The organism is Synechococcus sp. PCC 6717, assembly GCF_022698185.1.
GTDB classification, from domain to species: Bacteria; Cyanobacteriota; Cyanobacteriia; order Thermosynechococcales; family Thermosynechococcaceae; genus Thermosynechococcus; species Thermosynechococcus lividus.
In genome coordinates this window covers 1-21,687 of sequence record NZ_JAKLTV010000004.1, presented here as the reverse complement: position 1 = coordinate 21,687, position 21,687 = coordinate 1, and the positions used below count along the sequence as shown (strand labels likewise).

Sequence of the window (21,687 nt, the reverse complement as noted above, 5' to 3'; positions counted from 1 at the left end):
CCGATCTAGCCGCGTTGCTTCGCTTTTCCCTTGAGCTGTCACCCACAACTTAATGCGGGTGGGGGCAGTCAAAGACCCCCTACTCACCTCAAGCATTTCTGCTATTGGGACTACGTTTATGTTTCGGTTCGTGGTTTCGCACTTTTCAACACTAGCCAATTCGATACGCTCAACATCCTGCCATTGCTTGCAGTGGTTTAGGCTTGCCGCCAAAGCGGTAGTGACTTACTTGCCGGGATTTCTCCGTACTAGGATGTCTCTTCGCGTAGTTGATACGTCTACTTTCCACGTCTCTAGTTTAACACATAGAGAGGGCTAAAGCCCCCTGAGTTGGCTGTATCCCCTCGCTAAAGCGGAGGGGTTTTAGCCCGCCCACATCACTCCTATAATAGCAGATAGGTTACAGCCAGCGGCATGGAAACACTTGATCTACGGGGTACCCCCTGTCCTTTGAACTTTGTACGCACAAAACTGCGGCTCCAGCAGCTTGCGCCTCAGCAGCCCCTTGAGGTGTGGCTAGATGCGGGCGAACCCATTGAGCAGGTGCCCGATAGTCTGCGGATGGCGGGCTACGATGTGTTGACGGTGGAGCCACGGCACGAGTATTTTGCACTACAGGTGCAGCGACCCGCTGAGCGCCCATGACGGTTGCCCCTTTGCTCGGTCTAGTGCGGGCGGTGCAGGCGAACTATTACCGTGTGCGGCTAGGGCAGCCTTACTATGGCATTGATGAATTGCTGTGTGTGCGGCGATCGCGGTTAAAGAAAATTGGCCAGCACGTGTATGTCGGGGATTGGGTCGAGGTCAGCCATCCCGACTGGCAAGGGCAGCGCGGTGCCATTAGCAACGTCCTCCCCCGGCGCAACCAACTGCAACGGCCAGCGATCGCCAACGTAGAGCAGGTGTTACTGTTGTTTGCCCTAGCCGACCCCGAACCCGATGCCCTGCAAATGACCCGCTTTTTAATCACCGCGGAAGTCCTTGGGGTTGAGATCCTAGTGGGGCTAACCAAAGCAGATTTGGTCTCTGACGCCCTAGAGACCCTGTGGCGCGATCGCCTGCGGTCTTGGGGCTATAACAGCTATGGCTTCAGCATCACCGCAGGTCAACAATGGCAAGCGCTACTCCGTTCCCTAAGCAACAAGGTAACGGTTGTCTGTGGCCCTTCGGGGGTCGGCAAAAGTAGCCTCATTCGCCACCTCCATCCTGACGGCAAGATTCGCGTCGGGGCAATTTCCGAGCATTGGCATAAGGGGCAGCACACCACCCGCCATGTCGAACTCTTTCCGTTGCCCACGGGCGGCTGGATTGCCGACACGCCCGGATTTAATCAGCCAGAGTTGTTGGCCATCACCCCCCAGCAGCTTGCCCAAGCCTTTCCAGAAATTCGCCAGCGATCGGCCACTCAGTCCTGCCAGTTTGACAATTGCCGTCACCGTCAGGAGCCAAACTGCGCAGTGCGGGGCAATTGGGAGCGCTATCCACTCTATCTGAGTTGCCTTGCAGAACTGGAAGCAATCAAAGACTACGGGGTTGACACCGCTCCCCACAGTAAAACGAAAACGGATCGCCACGGTGCTCAGCACCAAGAGCCTTTATTGGATCCGAAAAAATATCGGCGGCGATCGCGCCGCCAACAGCATCAGCAGCTCACACCCTTAGACACCGAGGAGGAGGTTATGGATGTCTAGCCTGACATTGGGGTTACTGGGGGCAACACTACTCTCACTGCTGATTTGGCTGGTACTTTTACTATTTTGGGGGCAATTCTGGCGCATCGATCAACGCCTGAAGGGCACCCCGCCAACCCGCTGGCCGAGCATTGCGGTGGTGATACCTGCCCGCAACGAAGCAGCGGTTATTGCCACCAGTGTGCGATCGCTCCTGCAACAGGACTATGGGGGTGACCTTCACCTCATCCTTGTGGATGATCAAAGCGACGATGGCACCGCTGACATTGCCGAGCAGACTGCTATCAACCTCGGCAAACAGGTGCAGTTAACGATTGTGCGAGGAACCCCCCTCCCCAAGGGTTGGTCGGGCAAGCTCTGGGCACTGTCCCAAGGGATTGAAGTTGCCGCTGAGGTTGCCCCGGATTATCTGCTGCTCACCGATGCCGACATTGCCCACGATCCACAGAATTTAAGCCAACTGGTGGCTCATGCGTGTACCCACCACTGTGCTTTAGTGTCATTAATGGTGAAGTTGCGCTGCCAAAGCCTCTGGGAAAAACTCTTGATTCCGGCGTTTGTCTTTTTCTTTGCCAAGCTGTACCCCTTTCGCTGGGTCAATGACCCCCAACGCGCCACAGCAGCGGCAGCGGGGGGGTGCATTCTCATTGAAACCACAGCCCTTGAAAAAATTGGTGGCATTGCCTGTATCCGGGATGCTCTCATTGACGATTGTTCCCTTGCTCAGGCCGTCAAGAGTGCAGGATACCGGATTTGGCTAGGGCTGACCCCCTCCACCGTGAGCTTGCGTGCCTACACCACCCTCGACAGCATTTGGCAAATGGTGGCGCGCACCGCCTACACCCAGTTGTCCTATTCGCCCCTGTTACTCCTGGGAACGGTGATCGGAATGACCATGGTGTATCTGCTAGCTCCCATTTCCTTGGCAACTGGTCTGGTTCTGCACCAAGTTCCGTTAGCCGGTGTGGGGGCGAGTGTCTGGCTACTGATGGCGATCGCCTATACCCCCACAGTGCACTTTTATGGGTTGGCTTGGCCGTGGGCGTTGACCTTACCCCTGATTGCCGTCCTCTACACCCTCATGACCCTTGACTCGGCTCGCCGCCATTGGCAGGGKCGCGGTGGCGCATGGAAAGGGCGGGTCTATCCTTAGGGAGTATTCTCAGCATGGCAACGCTATCCTCAAAGCTGGATCAGCAGTTAGCACAGGTGAATCAGCGGCTAAAAGCAGCACAGTTGGGGATACAAATCGAGCGCCGCGGTCAGCGACTCAATTTGCGGGGCACCCTACCGCCGCGTCCGGGCACTCAGCGATTGCGTCCCCATCAACAGCGGCTGAGCCTAGCACTGCCAGCAACCCCTGCGGGGCTCAAGCAGGCAGAAATAGAGGCAAAAATTATCGCTGCTAAGCTGCTGGATAAGTCCTTTCGCTGGCAAGACTATCAAACGGTTCCTAGCTTGGGTTTCCTCGGTGCGTTGTCTCTGGCGGAGCAGGTGGCGGCCTACGAAGACATGTTCTTGCGGGTGGGTGATAGCAGCAGTCGCCGCACCACGTGGCAAACGGCCTATGCACCTTACCTGCGCCAACTGCTGCACCACGCGGCTGCCCATCCCGACTGGGCACTACCAGAGCTGATCTACACCCTGCTTGAGCAGTTACCGCCGCACCGCCGCCAACGACAGGTGGCCTGTACAGCACTTCAAGGGCTGTGTCGCTTTCTGCAGGTGGAGTTGCCCATTCCCTTATCCCGGTTTTGGGGGCACTATTCCCCGAACCGCACCCAAGAGCGTCAGCTTCCTGAAGACAGCACTATTGTTGCTGCGTTTGCTCAGATTCCCAACCCGGGATGGCAGTACGTCTATGGGTTGATGGCAACCTATGGCCTCCGCAATCACGAGGTCTTTTTTTGTGATCTGACGGGTTTGGCCAATGGCGACCCCCAAGGCCGAATTGAGGTATTAGCCACAACAAAAACCGGTTCCCATTACGTGTGGCCGTTTCCACCTCAATGGATTGATGTATTCCAATTGCGATCGCCCCGGCTGCCCCAGATCAACACCGACTTGAGCACCACACCCTTGCAACGGATTGGCCAGCGGGTGAACCAGCAGTTTCGTCGGTATGGCATTCCCTTTCGCCCCTACGATCTGCGCCATGCTTGGGCGGTACGTACCATTCACTACGGCTTACCCGATACCGTGGCCGCACGGATGATGGGGCACAGTGTGGCCATTCATCATCGTACCTATCACCGCTGGTTAACCCTGCGAGATCAGCAGCAGGCTGTGGCGCGGGTGTTGGCACAGCAGGGGGATGCGCTGGAGTTGAATCTCTAATGCTTTCAAACTTGGCTTACTAACGATCGCCACTGAACTCCTTAATTGAGGAACGTCTTGATGATCCTAAAGGTCAAGTTGATTCGCGGTGCGACGTTCCTTGACGTTTTTGGAACTTGGTGAAACCAGTAGTGCTGAGTCGCTCCACCCATGATTAACAAACTACCGGCACTGAGATCAAACGACACCCTCAGGTGAGGGTTCCTCTTGTGTTTGAATGCAAACCTCCGCGTTGCCCCAAAACTCACTGAGGCAAGGAGCGGGTTCTCTCCTAGCTCCGGCTCATCATCACTGTGCCAAGCAACACTGTCATTTCCATCCCGATAGAGGTTGATCAAGACGCTATTAAAACTCACACCACACACGCTCTCGATAGCGTTTTTAATCATCATCAGAGTCGGTGTCCAAGGTTCCGGCTCCATTGTAATTCCTGAGTAGGTGTAGGATTTCCCCGGATCGCCGTGCCAAGCAGTAAGTCTAGGCACAAGCATTGTTTTGCCAAATAGGGTGATTGAGTCCTGCCGCCACGGGGTCTGACTCAGCAATTCTGAATAGATGTGTTCACTGTCTATAGCACTGAAAAATTGCTCGTAGAATATAACGCTGGCATCAGGGATGTCGATAATTTGGGGTGTAAGCTGGACTGACGCGTCCTGAGAGTCCAAGAAATTGAGCTGCTGCATCACTCGCCACCGACGACTACTCCTATCCTGTCACGTCATCTCAGTCTAACGGACATTTTTGAACGAGGCAGGGCTAGGGCAGAAGGGGCTGACATTTGAGCGCTGACATCCTAATATCAAAACAACTTTGGGCATACTTTCCCTATGACTTCCCCTGTCGTTCCTGGTAATCGACCTTTAAGCCCTCTACAACAGAAAGGACTGGATTGGGTGCAGTTATGGGGAGGTCGAGATGTGGCACTGGCGATCGACCTGACGGAAAGCGTAGGTCTTAACGATTCGGGACGGCTCCACTTGCGCCACATTGTTGAACAAACCCTTAATAAAGGGGACACAATCCATATTATTCCCTTTGCTACGACGGTGCGATCGCCCATTACGATTGAGTATCAAGGGGAACAGGACATTCCCAAAATTTTAGAAGTCATTCCCATGGATGCTGGGCCCGAGCGCGGCACCGATATTCAATGTGCTGAGCTTTACGTTTATCGGTACCTTGCGCAACTGAATCAAAGGCGACTTCAACAGCAACAGCCCATTAAGGCACAGTCAGTCATTTGGTTAACCGATGCCCCCCTGAACATTCCTCAAGGTGAATCACAACGGTGGACTGAAGCTCCCAATAGCCCCTGCGGCATCCATAACAGCCCTAGGGCAGACGAGCGGAGCCAATGGCTGGGGACCTTACCCATGACCCAACGCAGTATCCAGCCGGGGCAGTTTCAGCTTACTGTTGTTGATATTCCTCCGACCGTACAGGAATTTTGTACCCCCAAACCCGGTGGTGGTGAAGTCTGCCTTGTGAATAGCTACCTTTGGGGACAACTTTGGTGGCAACTGCTGCTAGTGAGTTTGCTTGGAATGGTTGTGGGAGGCGGCGGCCTGTTTTTCTTCATTCGCTGGCTGAGACAGCAACTTCCGTGGACAGTTACGGTGGCGGTGGGTGACCAAGAATACAGATTTCCCCTCAAACATGCTGGAAAAATTGGTCTAGGAGAGCTGGTTTCCGGATCGCTGTACTTCGTCTCCCTACCTTGTTCAGAAGCTGTTGGCTTTTTACTCCGCCAGCACAACACGCTGCGCATCGGTACAGTCCACCCAGCAAAACTCACATACAGAGGCCAGCAAATTTACACAAATGTCAATGGTCAAGAAATTGATACAAATGTATTTGTACCAAGAAACAATGAATTTGTTATAGTTACCTATAACGATATCGATATCCAGATCACCATCACAATGTAGGTTTCGTGTTTAAAGCCTGAGTCATAGGGGAGCTTCATGGCAAGCATAGAAGAGTCAAACAGTCTGTTTTCTGTCACGCGGTCGATCTGTGTGGGCATTGGTGGCACAGGGCGGGATGTCTTGGTTCGCATTCGCGAGAACATTGTTGATACATTTGGCTCCCTTGCCGATTTACCCATCATTAGTTTTGTCCAGATAGACACCGATCGCGGCGGCTCCATTCCCAACTATCGCGGCCAAAACATTAGTTTTACACCCTCAGAAATTGTGCATATCAAAGTTTCCTTAAATCAGGTAAATCAATTTAGGCAGAACTTTGATACTCGCAGTGGAAATGAGCATATTGACACTCCTGATGACAATATTCTAGAGTGGTTTCCCCCTGAACTCATCAAAAACTTGCAGGCCATTGAAAATGGAGCAGGAGCCGTTCGAGCCATAGGGCGGTTTGCGCTGTTCAAAAATTATCAGAAGGTTGTTGAGAGTCTCCAACAAGCTCATCACCGGGTTCTGAGTGCTAATGTTCAGTCGCTCATTGAGCGTGGCATGGATGTCAAGCCGGGGCTGCGGGTCTTTGTTGCGGGCTCCCTTTGCGGTGGCACCGGTGGTGGAATGTTTCTAGATATGGGCTATATCCTACGTCAGCTTTTTGCAAGGGGAGTGGCAGACTTTGAAACCCATGGCTATTTCATTATCTGTCCAGAGCTTTACGGCGGCAATCAGCATGTTAAAGCCAATACCTATGCTGCCCTAAAAGAACTAGACTTCTACAATCGTTTTGGGACGACCTTTGAGGCTCAGTATCCGGGGCAATTTCGTCTGCGGGAGCAGCGAGAACCCTATAACTATACTTACCTGATTTCTAACGCTACGCCCGGCAATACGTTTATTATCCCACCCAGCGCTGAAGCTAAAGAACAAATTACGAACAACATTGCTCAAAAAATTTGTCTCTCTTTTAGTAGCAATGCGACAGCTGCTGCTGAAATTTCTGCACGGGATAACCTGAAGGCTATTGATGGCGGGGAGGAGGCATACGATAGGCATCCTCGCCCTAATCGCCAACGGTATATGACAATGGGGTTGGCTAGTATTTATTTTCCCCAAGAGCAGATCAGTGCGCTTGCTGCTAATCAGGTTAAAATTGAGGTTTTGGAATTTTGGGAAAGCGGTTTAGGGACAGCCCCTAGTGCCGCTCAGATCCAGCGGGTTTTTGCTGGGCGCTGCGCTTGGGAAACAGACAGTGTAGGTGCACTGCTGAAAAAACGCCTTGAGACCCTAGAGACTTCAGGGACGACGGTTCAAGCAAAGATTACCCAATGGCACAACAATCAGTATGCTGCTATCAGTGCAGCCCGCTCCGTTGCAGAGCAGGATAATCTCAAGGTAACCTTGCCCCAAAATTTTGCTGCTTTAGCGAGCTATGTTCGCCTTGGAGACAATGCCAAGGAAAGGGGTGTATGGCTAGCACCGCTGGTAGAGCAAACCTCAGGGGTCATTACCGACATCAAAGATAGTATCAATGTATTCTTAGCGCAAATACTACAACCAGATCATGAATTTTTTGGGCTTGAGAATGGGCTATCTTGGCTGCAACACCTAAAGCAGACCTTTGAACGCGCCCGTGGAGAACAACTGCAAGATAAGAAGCGGCCCGTTGATCCCAGCGGTGAGCTAAATGGCATTACCCAGCGGATGCAGCATGAGGTACAGGCTATCCGCAGCCAGCGATTTCCTTGGTGGGGTAAGACAGGCAAAATTCAAGTGGCATTTCGCACGGCAGTTGATCAGGTGACGGCTCTAGCCAAGAAAAATTACCAGTGGCAAATTTCTCGTCAGGTGCAGTTAGCAGCGGAAGAGCTGATTGAGTTTACAAATCAAAAAATTGCTGCACTAGATAACCTCAGAAACAGTATCCATAATGAGATTATTGAGCTACAAAGTAATGCTGATAGACTCACTCAAACCAACGTTAAAAAGCGTATCGGTTTATTAATCATCTCAGCGCAAGATACGCAGCAGTTAGTTGAAGCGGTGTTACCGCCTCAGAGTTCAGAGCGTCGCTTGGCATTGAACCGGATTTCCACCCAAATCATTCAGAACTCTACTCTTGTCAATAGTGATGAGCGCCCCAGTCTAGAGCGCTTTTTGCAGAACCAGTTTGAGCCAGCAGATGTTCGTCAGGCATTAAATAGAGTGGTTGATCAGGGGACTACAACGCAGATGAAAAAACTGCGCAAGTCAGCAGTTCAGCAGTTTATGGCAACGATGGGAAGCCGCCAGCAGCTACTAGCTTACCTTACAGAACTCAGTCAGCAGTCCGAAGTGTTATTGCCCTTGAACCTTGACGATGGCTATTTTAATAAAGCCGACTACAAGCAATCTAGGATTATTGCTTACCATCAGCCTAACGATGACTCCTCGGTAGAAGCTTTTCAGCAGTTGCTACAAGAGAGTGATGTTTTGAGAAATGCTCGAGTGGTGCCACTTCCAGATTCCGAGCAGCATCATGTCATTTTTGTGACGGAGTATGCAGCTTTTCCCCTACGGCTGATCAATAGTTTAGAGCATGGGGGGCTAAAGTATGCCTATGAGTCAACAAAAGGAAGATACTTACACACCAATAAAAATATTGAGCCCAGTTTGACAGATGTTTTGCCACCTCCTCCCGACGTGGTTATAACAGTGAAAGAATTGTTTTTTAAGTGCTTGGGACTGGGGATATTCGATGGCCGAGATAATGGTGATTTGAGTTTATTGAGCCATAGTAAGAGGATTTTTCTGGGTAAAGATTGGTCAGCCATCATTGATCAACTGAGCTGGGCGCAGGTGCAAAAAGCGCAGGAAAATGGGGCAAGCCTAACCCTAACTGATTTTTTGGGTCAACAGTGTAGTCAAAAGATTCAGCAGCTCGTCGAGAACCCATCAGATTGGTATGGCGATTCTGAAAGAAACTATGTGGGACAGCGCCAGAAAGTTGAGGCACTAATCAGTGAAATTCGCAATTATCCTAGAGAGCATATCAACTATTCATGGGTTGCTAGTGTTGCAGGAAAGGATATTGAAAACATTACTGGTTTTGAGAAAAAAGGAATTTTGCAAGAGTTAATCCAAGAAATAGATAGGCGAATAGAGCAAAAAATAAAGACAATAGAGGGGACAGTAACAATCGAGCAAGAACCACCACTTTTACCAGATTAGAATTAACCATATTTTTGAGACGATAATGATTGAATTATTTATGCAAGAGGTGATTAATTCACCTATCCTCTTAGGCTTTATTTCTGCATCATTGGGGATCGCCCTTGTAAGTTTTTTGCTTCGGATATCCCTGTTTAACCGCTTAATGTTTCTCAACCGCTGGGATTGGGCAGTTGCAGCAACTACAGATCAAGCGCCACAACTGATTCAGCGACTGCGCGATCGCATGAAACGCTACGTCGAGAACCTAGACGAGGTAAATACTTTTGCCTTGGTGGACTATACCCTAGCTCAAGAGCGGGTGCTAGGGCTTTCCTTTGAGCAAGCAGAATACATTACTCGTGTGAGTCCTAATCTGCTGATTGCCATCGGCCTATTGGGTACATTTCTAGGAATTACGATGAATCTTGTGGGGATCACGATTAGTCTCCCCGAAATTATGACTGGTCTCTTTGCTTTGAAAGAAAATGGATTAGAGCGTACGGATTCTCTCCTTCAGTTACTCAGTCAATTGCGTGAACCATTGATGGGAATGTCGATCGCCTTCATTTCCAGTCTTGCTAGCCTGACCTTGGGTATTTTTCTGACTGTTGTAAATTCACTGTTTAATACAACGCTAGCACGGCAACGCTTTTTTACGGCTGTCGAACTCTATCTTGATAATGAATTAGCCAGCCATCAACGCACACCAACCGCACGCTTACTCAGTGAAATATCGCGTAATTTTGATATTTTTCTTACTAATTTTGAGGCGACAGTTACCAGGGCAATTGAGCGGCCATTAGAGCGAGAAGCAGAACGTATGACCCAGATTCAGCGCCAGACAGCTGATCTTGCAAGGGACGTGTACAATCGGTTCATGGATGCATCGGGTAACATTGTGACAGGGTCTCGTATTTTTGAGCAGGCTGTTACCGTCTTAGAACAGAGTCAGTTTGCTGATAAACTGAACACTGCAACAACACAGATGTGCCAATTTATTGATCAGTTGACTGAGGTGACAGCGCGATCGCAACAACTGAGTAATGAAGTTATTGAACTCACTCAAGCGGTCATGCTGACGCAAGAGTATATATGCCAAACCATGGAGAAGGTTAACAAAACACAAACTGATTTTGAGGCAATTTCGCAGAGACTATTTACAACAACTCAGACCTTTATTCAAATTGACCAATTGGTTCAGCATTTACTTACCCAAATTGAAGCGGTAGATCGCCAAGTTATCGCTAAATCTGAAGAGTTATCACAGATTACGCAAAAATTAACTGGTTTGACTGAAATTGCTCAAGAATTCCAAAAAACTTTAGGGCAAAACCAAGAGGAACTAAAAGTACTTCTGTCCTCTGTTGAGCAAATGAATAACCAAGTTGCACAGAACCTATTAAGAGGTAATGAGATACTGCAACAGATTCACAGCAATAATCAGCACACTAGCCAGCAACTAGTAAGTGCTTTTGATGCTGCCAGTGTTAATCTTGACCAATTGAGTAGAGCCTCTTCTCGTATAACCGAGTTTAGTGAAATTATTAACCATGAGTATAATGATTTGAACAAGCAATTAAAAGATGTTAAAACTAGCTTTGAAAATTACATAACTCAGCGGTCTACTGCTGAGAGCGATCGCCAAAGACAGGCTCAAATTCTTAATGATAGGCTTGATAGAAAGATCAATCAGGCTGTTAGTCAATTTGAATCTTTTCATCAAGAATTAAAACAACTCAATAAAGTGCTAAGTACCGAGTATAATGATCTAAACCAGAACTTAGCTGAGGCTAAAATTAACTTTGAAAATTATAGAAAGCAGTACTCTAGTGATGAAGGCAATCGCCGAAAACAGATTAATGCTCTTAATGATCACCTTCAGCAAAGTGTTAACGAATTCAAGAAGATCAATGAATTTCTTGATAAATTTAATGAATTTGAATTATTGAGCAAATTAGTTGATAAGCTTGAAACCCTAGATAAGGGAATTAAGTTGCTAAATCAAGAATTAAATCAAGTTGGTACTGCGATTAGTCAATTGGATAACAATTTTAGGCATCAGCCTAATACTTTGAATAAAAACGCAGATGCTTCAAAAGTAGCCGAAAAGCGAACAAAAAACCTTGACTTTAGCTAATTGCTTGCTTTCCCTCCCTGTTTAGAAGGATTCCTATGCGTCAGTCACGTCGCTCGTCACCCCCAGAATCAGAGCAATTCGACATCTGGATTTCCTACACTGATTTAATGTCAAATAGCTTTTTGATCTTGAGCCTCATTACTCTGCTTTTAATTATTTTCACATTTTTTGCGCGGCAGACAGATTCTCTTCCCCCGATTATTATAATTCCTGATAATGAGGCTTTTCGCTTTCCGGTGGGCAGTGCCAAGGTGTCTAAACCTCTACAGCAATACATTTGGACTAGTTTAGCCAAAACGATCCGTGACAATCACAAACGATACAGGATTGATACCGTGGAAATTATTGGTCATACCGATGGGCAACCCAACCGAAGGAGTAGCAGCAACCTCGACTTAGTTCTGGAGCAGTCGGCAGCGGCAAATACCCTTGGCCGTCTCACTCCTGGCTCCAATGCTGATTTGGGATTAATGCGAGCACTGGCGATCGCCAACGAACTGCGCAAGGTGCAAGCCACGAACCCCGAACTCAAAAATCTACAGTTTTATGCCTATTCTGCCGGACAACTTTACCTGCTTAACGGTAACCTTGCCCCACCAAATCGCAATCCAGATAGCTCTCGCCGTCGGATTGAGGTACGCTTTACGCGCAGACGCGAGAGAGAGACACAAGTTGCCCCCGTAAACTAGCTGCGGCGTGCTTGTAAAACGCTTTGGGCTGAAAGGCCATCGCTGCCATTGCCGATATACCATAGCGCCATGGCTGCTTCGGCATGGCTCACCGCTTTCTTGGGTTGCAGCAGTAGGGTTTGCCCCCACACCCGGCGAATATTAGAGAGATCGCCAGCAAGGTAGTCAGCAGCCACAGCGTTGACTGCGCTCGGGGCAATACGGGTGCTGTCTTTGAAGCCCCACGTTTGCTGGATGCGATCGATGGTGCTGGGGCTGAGCTGCCCCTGTTGATCAAGGGGAACTTTCCACTGCAAGAGGGTTTCGCGATTGAGGGGGGCATCGGGACGAAACAAAGCACTCGCATCACCGGTTAGCGGGCTAGGTAAAAATCCAGCCATGGCCAAGCCCTGAATATAGGCAAAATCAGGATGTTGGCGGGGCACGTCTTGAAAAACCGGATCATCGTTACTGGTGCCTAGGCGAATTTGGCGAGCGGGGCGATCTTCGTAAAATCGGTTGTAGGTAGTCACCAACCAGCGGACAAATTGACTGCGGCTAATTGGGCTATTGGGATCTAGCTGATTGCCGGAGGTGGGCAATGTGCCCAGTTCCGCTAGTTCGCGGATGGCGGGCTGGAATGGTGTGGGAGCAGCATCAAGATCACTGAAGGTTTGCGGGGTGAGTGCCGTTGTTGGCGATGGCGTTGGCGCGGACTCTCCATTAGTCGTTGTGGGTCGATAGGCTACGGTAAATTCAGTGGTGTTATTGGTGGTGGCGGTGTTAATGGTTACCGTTACTTCTAAATCGGCACCAACGCCCTTGAGGGTCATGCTGTTATCAGCAACCTGTTGTTCAACCAGCCGCCAGTTAGTTTGCTGAAACTGTTCGCTATAGAACTGCTGAATGGCGATCGCTGGTGCTGAGGCTTGCCAGCGGGTTTGAATTGTGTTCGGATCGTTGGCAAGGGGCTGAGTCTCTAGGAGTGTGGCATTGGGGAAGCGCAGGGTCTGGGGCAAGGTTGTGGTGGCAGGACTAGGGGATGGGCTGGCGCCCCACTGATCGGCATTGGAATCGGCGGCAAACAGGTTTTGCAGGCCACTGCCTTCGCAACTGGTTAGCAACAGGACACAAAGGATTAAACTGACGCGCACAAGGGGCGATCGCGAACTCTTCAACGGAACCGATACCTCACAAATCATGCAGTGATTTAGGGGGATAGGGCAGCACGCAGCCGCCACAATAGCAGGGTTTGACCCAGTTCAAGGGGCAGGAGTGTTACGCCTTCCACACAGGATTGCACCCATCCCTCTCCCCAACACCATTCCTGCCAGCCCTCGATCCCGCGTCGTAACACCAACACCAGTCGATGGTCACTGACCAGCTCTACCCTGTGCTCAATGGTGAGCCAGCCCAACTGGGTTGTAAACTGGCATCCTTCGTTGAGGCGATCGCTGCTGGTGTCAATGTGCAGCGGCCACAGCCATTGACGCATCTGGGTTGGCTCCGTTAAGTAGGCGGTCAACTGCGCTGCCGTAGCTGGCATTTCAATGCGCAGGTGGCTCGACTGAAAGGTTCCCAGCATAGATCCCCCTAGGTCGATAGGTACGTGTAACTGCGTAAGCTCCGCTCATAGTTTTCTAGGAGGTGTTGGGCCTCCGCTAGCGTAATGTGCTGCTCGGCAAGGGCATCTTCGGCACGGCGGCGAATATTTTCAAGGAGCGCGTCCCCGTGATACTGAACATAGCCCAGTACTTCTTGCATTGTATCGCCTCGTACCAAGTGCTCGATTTCATATCCCTTGGGGGTTAGCCGAATATGAACAGCATTGGTATCACCAAAGAGGTTGTGGAGGTTGCCCATAATCTCTTGGTAGGCACCATTCAGAAATAACCCCAGATAGTAGGGTTCCCCTGGCCGCAAGGGATGCAGCTCCAGCACCGACTTGACATCCCGCAGGTCAATAAACCGATCGATTTTACCGTCGCTGTCACAGGTGAGATCCGCCAAAATTCCTCGCTCTGTTGGCTCCTCCTCAAGTCGGTGAATCGGCAAAATCGGAAAAAGCTGATCAATCGCCCAACTGTCGGGTACCGACTGAAACACCGAAAGATTGATGTAGTAGATAGAGGCCATGATCTTTTCAAGGTCTTCGAGATCGTCGGGTACGTAGTCCTGTTGGCGGGCGATCGCCAGAATTTTGCTACAACAGGCCCAAAATAGCTGCTCTGCCCGTCCGCGCTCCGGCAAACTCAGATAGCCAAAGTTAAACAGACTGATGGCTTCACTCTTAAACTGCAAGGCATCGTTGTAGGCTTCTTGGTAGTTGCTCACATCAATGCTTTGGTACGTGTCGTAGAGGTTGCGAATAATTAAATGCTCCTGCGCCGTTGCCGCCTCGGGTACGACCTTGGGTACGCTGCTCACCCCCAATACATTGAACACCAGCACCGATTGGTGGGAGGCAATGGCGCGCCCACTTTCGCTAATGAGAGTTGGCACGGGAATATTGCGCTCACTACAGGCTTCCTTGATCTCGGCCACCACATCACTGGCGTAATTTTGCATACTGTAGTTTTTGGAGGCATGGAAATTGGTTTTGGAGCCATCGTAGTCAACGCCTAAGCCGCCGCCCACATCGAGGTATTGCATATTGGCACCGAGGCGCACCAGTTCACCGTAGATCTGCCCCGCTTCGCGAATGGCATCTTTAATCACGCTAATGGCGGAAATTTGCGAACCAATATGAAAGTGCAACAGTTGGAGAGCGTCCAGCATCTGGGCTTGGCGTAGCTGCTCCACTGCGGTTAAAATTTCCGGCACGGTGAGGCCAAATTTGGCGCGATCGCCCGCAGAGGTGCCCCACCGCCCCACCCCTTGGGTACTGAGCTTTGCCCGCACGCCGACAATGGGGTCAATCCCTAGGGCTTGGCTGACGGCAATGACCTCTGGAACCTCCTCCGGTTGCTCAAGGACAATGATGGGGGTATGTCCTAGTCGTCGCGCTAGGATCGCTGTTTCAATGTAGCTGCGATCTTTATAGCCATTGCAGATGAGAAGGGCACCTGGGGTCGTGAGCATCGCTAGGGCAATTAATAACTCTGGCTTAGACCCTGCCTCAAGGCCAAACTGGTGCGACTGACCAAAGCGAACCAGTGCTTCAATGATGTGGCGTTGCTGATTACACTTAACCGGAAAGACTCCCTTATAGGTACCGTTATAGCCATAGCGGGCGATCGCCCGGGCAAAACAAGCATTCAGCCGCTCAATGCGATCTTCAAGAATATCGGAGAAGCGCAGCAAAATCGGCAGGCCAATATTGCGCTGTTGCAGAGCCTGCACTAGTTCATAGAGATCCAGTGATCCACCGCGATCGCCCTTCGGCGAGACGGTGATATGGCCGGCTGCATTAATACCAAAGTAGGGTTCCCCCCAGCCTTGAATGCGGTACAGTTGCTCACTGGCCTCAATGCTCCAGCCTGCTGTTGTTGTTTCTACAGTTGCCGATCCAGCACCCATATCTGCTTGTTGCCCAACCAAACCGTGCTGATCCTAACCTGTTTCAGCAATAGCGACTAGTCAAGGGGATACTCTAGCCCTGCGAACATCGCAGCCACAACCCGCTGGGCTTTTTGATCAAGTTGGTGCCAGTCCACCTCTCCTGCCGCATCCAATAACCCCATATCAGCTGTCACCTCCCCCACCTGAAAGTCATGAATGCCTGCGTAATCTAAGTCTGGGGTATAGTCCGCAAAGCAGATTTCGTAGCACAGTTCCCATAAATTAACCCGCTGGTGGCGATCGCCGCGCCGTAAGTGCAACCAGTAGAGCACCTGCGGCTCTGAGGTGGGCAGTTCAACCGTTTCGTACTCCCCCTGCCACCCTGAGGTTTCTAATTGTCGCCGCAAATGATCTAGTAAGCGAATCAATGCCGGTTGTAGCAGTTGAGCCGCCGCATACCATGGGTGTTCTGTTGTCATGCCTGTCTCGCTTCCGCCTGCATTGGGTAGAATAAAGGGTATCCGCCAGCATCGCCAAGAGGAGTTCTATGACCGAGGCACCGGTTTTACCCATCCTACTGATGGGGATTGCCAACTTTTTGCAAATCTATCTCATTATCCTCTTAATTCGGGTTCTCCTGTCTTGGTTTCCCAATGTTAATTGGTACAACCCGCCCTTTTCCTTCCTGAGCCAGCTAACGGATCCCTACCTCAACATCTTTCGGGGGCTGATTCCTCCCATTGGCGGTCTAGATTTTTCCCCCATTATTGCCTTTTTCCTTTTGCAGTTTCTCGTACAACTGTTGGCGGGGTTTTCCAGTAGTGCCACGTTCTTTTAGGGTCTTGCGGCATGTCCACGCTGTTTCAAGATGAGTTTGCGGTGATTGTGGTGGGGGCTGGCCATGCAGGCTGTGAAGCGGCCTTGGCCACGGCACGCCTAGGCTGCCGCACCCTACTGCTGACTCTAAATCTTGACAAAATTGCATGGCAACCCTGTAATCCAGCGGTGGGGGGGCCTGCCAAATCCCAATTAGTGCACGAAGTGGATGCCCTCGGTGGTGAAATTGGCCGCATCACCGATCGCACGTACTTGCAGAAACGCCTCTTGAATGCCTCCCGCGGGCCAGCGGTCTGGGCGCTGCGAGCACAAACCGACAAGCGTGAATACAGCGCCCTCATGAAGCAAATTGTCGAAAACCAGCCCAACCTCCTAGTGCGCGAAGGCATGGTTACCGACTTAATCTTAGATGGCAACGATAGTGTGATCGGCGTGGAAACCTACTTTGGTGTTGCCTTTCGCTGCCAAGCCGTCATTTTGACCACGGGAACGTTCCTCGGCGGGCGCATTTGGGTTGGCAATAAGTCTATGGCCGCCGGTCGCGCTGGCGAGTTTGCGGCAGAGGGGCTATCCCAAACCTTGGCACGACTGGGGTTTGAAGTGGATCGCCTGAAAACGGGTACCCCAGCACGGGTCGATCGCCGCTCCGTGGACTACAGCAAAATGGAACCCCAGCCCCCCGATGAGCAGGTGCGCTGGTTTAGCTTTGATCCCAGCGTTTGGGTAGAGCGCCCTCAAGAACACTGCTACCTTACCCGTACCACCGCAGCAACCCACCAACTGATCCGCGAGAACCTGCACCTCACGCCAGTCTATGGCGGTTGGGTCGATGCCAAAGGGCCGCGCTACTGCCCCAGCATTGAGGATAAAATTGTTCGCTTTGCCGATAAAGACAGCCACCAGATTTTTATTGAACCCGAAGGCCGCGACACCCCTGAGCTTTACATTCAAGGGTTCTCAACCGGACTGCCGGAACCCCTACAACTGCAACTGCTGCGCACCCTCCCGGGGTTAGAGCACTGCATTATGCTGCGCCCCGCCTATGCGGTGGAGTATGATTACCTGCCGGCCACCCAGTGCTTTCCTACCCTGATGACTAAGAAAATTCAGGGGTTGTTTTGTGCAGGTCAGATCAATGGCACCACGGGTTACGAAGAGGCTGCTGCCCAAGGAATTGTGGCGGGGATTAATGCGGCGCGGTTTGCCCAAGGCAAGCCCATGATCACGTTTCCACGGCAAGAAAGTTATATTGGCACCCTCATTGACGATCTGTGTACCAAAGAGCTGCGGGAGCCATACCGGATGCTCACCAGTCGTTCGGAGTATCGGTTGGTTTTGCGATCCGACAATGCCGATCAACGCCTGACCCCCCTAGGGTACGAGATTGGCTTGGTGTCTGAAGAACAGTGGCGCATCTTTCAAGCCAAGCAAGAGCGCCTAAAGGCGGAACGTCAACGGCTGGAAACCACGCGTCTTAAAGCCCACGACCCCATAGGTGAGCAGATTGTGGCTGCCACCGGCCAAGGGATTAAAAGTGCCATTACCCTCGCTGATCTGCTGCGGCGATCGGGTGTCCATTACGAGGTGCTAGATCGCTATGGCTTGGGCAATGCCGATCTTGCCCCTCAGGAAAAAGAGGCGGTGGAAATTGCCATTAAGTATGCAGGCTATATTGAGCGGCAACAGCGGGAAATTGAGCAGATCGCTCGGCAGGAGCAACGGCCACTGCCAGCGGATTTAGATTACTTTGCCATTCCTACCCTTTCTATGGAGGCGCGAGAAAAACTGAGTGCCATTCGCCCCCTGACCCTAGGGCAAGCCTATCGCATTGGTGGGGTGAACCCCGCCGACATTAATGCCCTGCTTGTCTATTTAGAGGTGCAGCAGCAGCGGCAGTCGTTAGTAACGGTCAACGGGTAGCGATGCGTGGCAGGATGGCTTGGTGAACTGGAGTTAGCCTACGCTTGGCAGCAGGGACGCACTGTTGCCTGTCGTACCTATGCGTCAGCACCCCTGAAACTACAGCGCTCCTTTTATCCCGAAGGGGGGCACATTTGCCATAATGTGCTGCTCCATACGGCTGGCGGCTATGTGGGGGGCGATCGCCTTCAGCAAACCATTACGTTGCAGCCCCACTGCCATGCCCTCATTACCACCGCTGCTGCGGCCAAGGTGTATGGTCGTGCCCAGCAGCCAGTGGACAACCGGGTTCACTGTCATATTGGTGAGGGAGCCTCCCTAGAATGGCTGCCCCAAGAAACCATTGTCTTTAATGGTGCTCAGTATCGCCACCAGTTGCATATTGAACTGGCCACCACGGCCCAAGTTTGCCTTTGGGAGATGACCCGCTTTGGCCGCACGGCTCGCGGTGAAGCGTTTTTAACAGGACACTGGCGATCGCACATCGACGTGTGGCAGGCAGGCGTTCCCCTCTGGATTGATCGCCAACACCTCGACGGAACACTCTGCACCGCCTTGAATGGCTTGGCAGGGCGTACCCTTGTGGGCACCCTAGCATGGATTGGCACCACCGTGACACCAGACCAGATCATGGCACTGCGGGAATTGGCCAGCCCTTTCCAAGGAGAGCTAGGGGTCACTCGCCTCATTCGGGGCGTGGTGTGCCGGTATCGAGGGCACTCAACCCCAGAGTTACGGCAGTGGTTTATGGCCGCTTGGCACCTGCTGCGGCAAACTCTGCACCCAGATCAGCCTCGCCATCATCCACGGGTGTGGCCGTTGTGAGGGGATTGCGCCAGTGATATACTCCGGACACTCATGCTGACGCATAGCGTGTGGGCTGCTCAGTGACTCCTGCTAGTGCATCGGATGTTACCTGAGCTTTATTGACGGCATGCCCTACCGCCAGAAACTTGATATTGACAGCCGCATTGTGATCACGGTCAATCGTTAAACCACTGAATAGCCTGCACTCTATCCACTTCGGATGAGCCTCGGGAGTCATGGCACTGACACGCAGTCTAGGCGCGCTGACCCCACGGCCCCCAAATGGCAAAGGTCATCCCCGGATGGTAGAGGTTGACAAACATCGTCTGACCATCGGGAGAAAAGCAGACTCCCGCCAGTTCTTGATCGTTGAGAGCATTCTGGGCAAAGGGGTAGATTTCTCCTTGAGGAGTAATGCCAACTAGGCGTTTGTTGCTGGAGTCCCCATCTTCGCAGCAGAAGAGATCCCCCCACGGTGCCATAACAAGGTTGTCGGGATAGTCCAAAATATTTTTTCCGGGAGACTCCACAAACAGTTCAATCGTACCGCCGTCATTAGTTGTAGAGCCTGGACGGTACCGCCAAATTTGCCCTAGGCGTTTGTCGCCACCACTGGTGGCTGTGAAATAAAACTCGCCGTTGTGGTAACATAGTCCTTCCCCACGGACAAACTGGGCTGCCCCGCGGTCATTGCCTTGATAACGGACGGTGTCCACGGCAGGGTCTGGCTCAGGAATAGTGACCCACTCGACTTCAAAGGGTTTGCGTAGGGGAAAGTCGCTGCCAGTGTTGATTTTGGGATAGCGTTTAATTTTGAGGGCTTGGAGCATTCCCCCCGCTGCTAGCTGCCTAGGCTCCTTGGGGATAAACCGATAGAAGAGGCTGTCGCCGCGATCTTCTGTTTGATAGATGATGTTGGTTTTTGGATCGATGGCGATCGCTTCGTGTTGAAAGCGACCCATGGCTTTGAGGGGCACCGGAGTCACTGGGCCTTGAGCAGTAATGGGGACTTCAAAGTTATAGCCGTGGCGTTTTTGCACAGGGCCTCGGTTGGCTGGGTTTTCGGGGGTGGCAATGGTTTCTTCGCAGCTAATCCAACTGCCCCAGAGAGTTGTGCCGCCAGCGCAGTTGCGGGAGGTACCTGCCAAGGACACATAGTGGCGCAGCAATTGCCGATCCTTGCTCACTATTAGAGTGGTGGTGCCCCCGGGGGCAATGGGGTCATACATTTTATCTTTGGCAGCAACAACGCCTTGGAAACTACGGGGCAGTCCGGGATAGACTTCATGATTGCGCACCAAAATTGTTGACCCATCCGGCCCCGGAAAAGCCGCCATACCATCGTGGCAGGTGGGAACAGGGTTACCATCACTGAGGCGATCGCCTAGCCTAGAAAAGACTCGATATTGAAACCCTGCCGGTAGATGCAGCAGCCCCTGAGGATCTTTAACCAAGGATCCAAACCCCCGACCTGCGACGGAACGACCTTCGGCAGCACGCTGGTAGAGCAGTTGTAGCCCTTGGGGAAATAACGTTAAGCCGACCCCTGTGGCCGCTAACGTAAGAAATCGGCGACGTTGCAAACTCATGGTTTATTTTAAACTCTCTGTAAGCTAGACTACACAGGCACCATCAGTGCTCCCCTTTGTCTTACCGTGAATCCCCAATCAATTTCAAGCTTGAGTCGCCCGCTTAGCAACTGCTGCTGAAGACCTAGGGCGATCGCGCCCATCGAGAGTTTATCGTCAACCCTCGCTACACCTCGAAAACCTGTCATTGTTGCAACGTGATAGGTCATCGGCAGGGCAAAACGTTTGCGTGCCTGAACGTGTCCTGCGGCTGGATAGGAGATGCTGATGTGAATGGAGCGAAAAATATTGCTACTTTGGGGGGCTTGTAAACATCCCTAGAGGCTCCGAGATACTGTCCTGCTCATGGCAGGATGTTGTCTTGAGGGCTGCTGAAAGCCCCGTCCTCTATCGGGCGAGGTAGTTTACGGATAGGTTTCCGCAGTGGCCACACCGGTTGTAGCTCGATAAAGAAGCCAGTCGCGATTCCATGGTTCAAATTGCTAGTTATGGTCGAGGAGACTATCAACGCTACGAATATCTCCATCGAGATGCGGCTAACGCCTTAATGAGAATGATTAGTGCAGCAAGGGATGAAGGGGTGTGGATTGTCCCGGTCTCTGGGTTTCGCGACATAGAACGACAAACTCTCCTCTGGCAAGATCAAATACAACGGCAGGGTTCAGAGGAACTAGCTGCCCGATTAAGTGCCCCTCCGGGTTATAGCGAGCACCACACAGGCTACTCCATTGACCTTGCCGACGGTTCCCGGCCAACGCAAGATGATATTACCCTTCGATTTATAGGAGTGATGTGGGCGGGCTAAAACCCCTCCGCTTTAGCGAGGGGATACAGCCAACTCAGGGGGCTTTAGCCCTCTCTATGTGTTAAACTAGAGACGTGGAAAGTAGGCGTATCAACTACGCGAAGAAACATCCTAGTACGGAGAAATCCCGGCAAGTAAGTCACTACCGCTTTGGCGGCAAGCCTAAACCACTGCAAGCGATCTTTTAGGCTTGCCGCCAAAGCGGTAGTGACTTACTTGCCGGGATTTCTCCGTACTAGGATGTTTCTTCGCGTAGTTGATACGCCTACTTTCCACGTAGATCG

Annotated in this window: 20 protein-coding genes; 13 read left to right on the top strand and 7 right to left on the bottom strand. The window is 51.5% G+C overall.

Features of this window, described 5'->3' with window-relative positions; genetic code table 11:
- The first annotated feature begins 414 nt into the window (after positions 1-414).
- From L5470_RS05240 to L5470_RS05225, 4 genes are read left to right on the top strand one after another with little or no spacing between them, the layout of a single operon-like run.
- Positions 415-645 carry a sulfurtransferase TusA family protein gene (locus tag L5470_RS05240; RefSeq protein ID WP_099799189.1) on the top strand — a complete coding sequence of 77 codons (231 nt, stop codon included), beginning with the start codon at positions 415-417 and terminating at the stop codon, positions 643-645.
- Positions 642-1,691, top strand: coding sequence for a small ribosomal subunit biogenesis GTPase RsgA (rsgA, locus tag L5470_RS05235; RefSeq protein ID WP_099799190.1), 1,050 nt, complete (start codon positions 642-644; stop codon positions 1,689-1,691). Before L5470_RS05240 ends, rsgA begins: the two co-directional genes overlap by 4 nt.
- Complete coding sequence (locus tag L5470_RS05230; RefSeq protein WP_499498611.1) at positions 1,684-2,844, top strand: glycosyltransferase; 1,161 nt, start codon at positions 1,684-1,686, stop codon at positions 2,842-2,844. The genes rsgA and L5470_RS05230 overlap by 8 nt, the downstream gene beginning before the upstream one ends.
- A 14-nt stretch (positions 2,845-2,858) precedes the next feature.
- On the top strand, positions 2,859-4,028 hold the full coding sequence (locus L5470_RS05225; protein ID WP_499498609.1) for a site-specific integrase: 1,170 nt from the start codon (positions 2,859-2,861) through the stop codon (positions 4,026-4,028).
- A gap of 41 nt (positions 4,029-4,069) precedes the next feature.
- On the opposite strand, the gene L5470_RS05220 is transcribed toward L5470_RS05225, so the two are convergent.
- Positions 4,070-4,711 carry an alpha-ketoglutarate-dependent dioxygenase AlkB family protein gene (locus L5470_RS05220; protein WP_499498607.1) on the bottom strand — a complete coding sequence of 214 codons (642 nt, stop codon included), beginning with the start codon at positions 4,709-4,711 and terminating at the stop codon, positions 4,070-4,072.
- Positions 4,712-4,855: 144 nt separating this feature from the next.
- Here L5470_RS05220 and L5470_RS05215 point away from each other — a divergent pair, with 144 nt between their 5' ends.
- Genes L5470_RS05215 through L5470_RS05200 form a run of 4 tightly spaced genes read left to right on the top strand, consistent with a single transcriptional unit; the run spans position 4,856 to position 11,965 of the window.
- Positions 4,856-5,956, top strand: a complete 1,101-nt coding sequence (locus tag L5470_RS05215) for a hypothetical protein (protein ID WP_499498605.1) — start codon at positions 4,856-4,858, stop codon at positions 5,954-5,956.
- Between the two features lie 36 nt (positions 5,957-5,992).
- Complete coding sequence (locus L5470_RS05210) at positions 5,993-9,157, top strand: tubulin-like doman-containing protein (RefSeq protein WP_499498603.1); 3,165 nt, start codon at positions 5,993-5,995, stop codon at positions 9,155-9,157.
- A 25-nt stretch (positions 9,158-9,182) separates the two neighbouring features.
- Positions 9,183-11,276, top strand: coding sequence for a methyl-accepting chemotaxis protein (locus L5470_RS05205; RefSeq protein WP_499498601.1), 2,094 nt, complete (start codon positions 9,183-9,185; stop codon positions 11,274-11,276).
- A 35-nt stretch (positions 11,277-11,311) separates the two neighbouring features.
- A complete protein-coding gene (locus L5470_RS05200) occupies positions 11,312-11,965 on the top strand; it encodes an OmpA family protein (protein ID WP_099799196.1) in 654 nt (217 codons plus the stop codon).
- On the opposite strand, the gene L5470_RS05195 is transcribed toward L5470_RS05200, so the two are convergent.
- From L5470_RS05195 to L5470_RS05180, 4 genes are read right to left on the bottom strand one after another with little or no spacing between them, the layout of a single operon-like run.
- The gene (locus L5470_RS05195) at positions 11,962-13,146 is read right to left on the bottom strand and encodes an S-layer homology domain-containing protein (RefSeq protein ID WP_499498599.1); all 1,185 of its coding nucleotides are present in this window, start codon (positions 13,144-13,146) and stop codon (positions 11,962-11,964) included. The two genes, L5470_RS05200 and L5470_RS05195, sit on opposite strands and share 4 nt — an antisense overlap.
- An 8-nt stretch (positions 13,147-13,154) precedes the next feature.
- Positions 13,155-13,529 carry a hypothetical protein gene (locus L5470_RS05190; protein ID WP_099799198.1) on the bottom strand — a complete coding sequence of 125 codons (375 nt, stop codon included), beginning with the start codon at positions 13,527-13,529 and terminating at the stop codon, positions 13,155-13,157.
- Between the two features lie 8 nt (positions 13,530-13,537).
- Positions 13,538-15,463, bottom strand: coding sequence for a biosynthetic arginine decarboxylase (gene speA, locus L5470_RS05185; RefSeq protein ID WP_448514537.1), 1,926 nt, complete (start codon positions 15,461-15,463; stop codon positions 13,538-13,540).
- Positions 15,464-15,519: 56 nt separating this feature from the next.
- The gene (locus L5470_RS05180; protein WP_448514534.1) at positions 15,520-15,924 is read right to left on the bottom strand and encodes a hypothetical protein; all 405 of its coding nucleotides are present in this window, start codon (positions 15,922-15,924) and stop codon (positions 15,520-15,522) included.
- Positions 15,925-15,992: 68 nt separating this feature from the next.
- Between L5470_RS05180 and L5470_RS05175 the strand changes: the two genes are divergently transcribed.
- From L5470_RS05175 to L5470_RS05165, 3 genes are read left to right on the top strand one after another with little or no spacing between them, the layout of a single operon-like run.
- Entirely contained in the window at positions 15,993-16,283 is a 291-nt protein-coding gene (locus L5470_RS05175) for a YggT family protein (RefSeq protein ID WP_099799200.1), read from the top strand.
- 11 nt (positions 16,284-16,294) lie between these two features.
- On the top strand, positions 16,295-18,202 hold the full coding sequence (gene mnmG / locus L5470_RS05170; RefSeq protein WP_499498596.1) for a tRNA uridine-5-carboxymethylaminomethyl(34) synthesis enzyme MnmG: 1,908 nt from the start codon (positions 16,295-16,297) through the stop codon (positions 18,200-18,202).
- 6 nt (positions 18,203-18,208) lie between these two features.
- Positions 18,209-19,027, top strand: coding sequence for an urease accessory protein UreD (locus L5470_RS05165; RefSeq protein ID WP_499498594.1), 819 nt, complete (start codon positions 18,209-18,211; stop codon positions 19,025-19,027).
- A gap of 236 nt (positions 19,028-19,263) precedes the next feature.
- On the opposite strand, the gene L5470_RS05160 is transcribed toward L5470_RS05165, so the two are convergent.
- Both L5470_RS05160 and L5470_RS05155 read right to left on the bottom strand, forming a co-directional pair.
- Positions 19,264-20,598 carry an alkaline phosphatase PhoX gene (locus tag L5470_RS05160; RefSeq protein ID WP_099799203.1) on the bottom strand — a complete coding sequence of 445 codons (1,335 nt, stop codon included), beginning with the start codon at positions 20,596-20,598 and terminating at the stop codon, positions 19,264-19,266.
- Positions 20,599-20,627: 29 nt separating this feature from the next.
- A complete protein-coding gene (locus L5470_RS05155; protein ID WP_157768349.1) occupies positions 20,628-20,807 on the bottom strand; it encodes a hypothetical protein in 180 nt (59 codons plus the stop codon).
- Here L5470_RS05155 and L5470_RS05150 point away from each other — a divergent pair.
- Entirely contained in the window at positions 20,796-20,909 is a 114-nt protein-coding gene (locus tag L5470_RS05150) for a hypothetical protein (RefSeq protein ID WP_499498592.1), read from the top strand. The genes L5470_RS05155 and L5470_RS05150 overlap by 12 nt on opposite strands.
- 158 nt (positions 20,910-21,067) lie before the next feature.
- Positions 21,068-21,403, top strand: a complete 336-nt coding sequence (locus L5470_RS05145; RefSeq protein ID WP_499498590.1) for a M15 family metallopeptidase — start codon at positions 21,068-21,070, stop codon at positions 21,401-21,403.
- Positions 21,404-21,687: the final 284 nt, after the last annotated feature.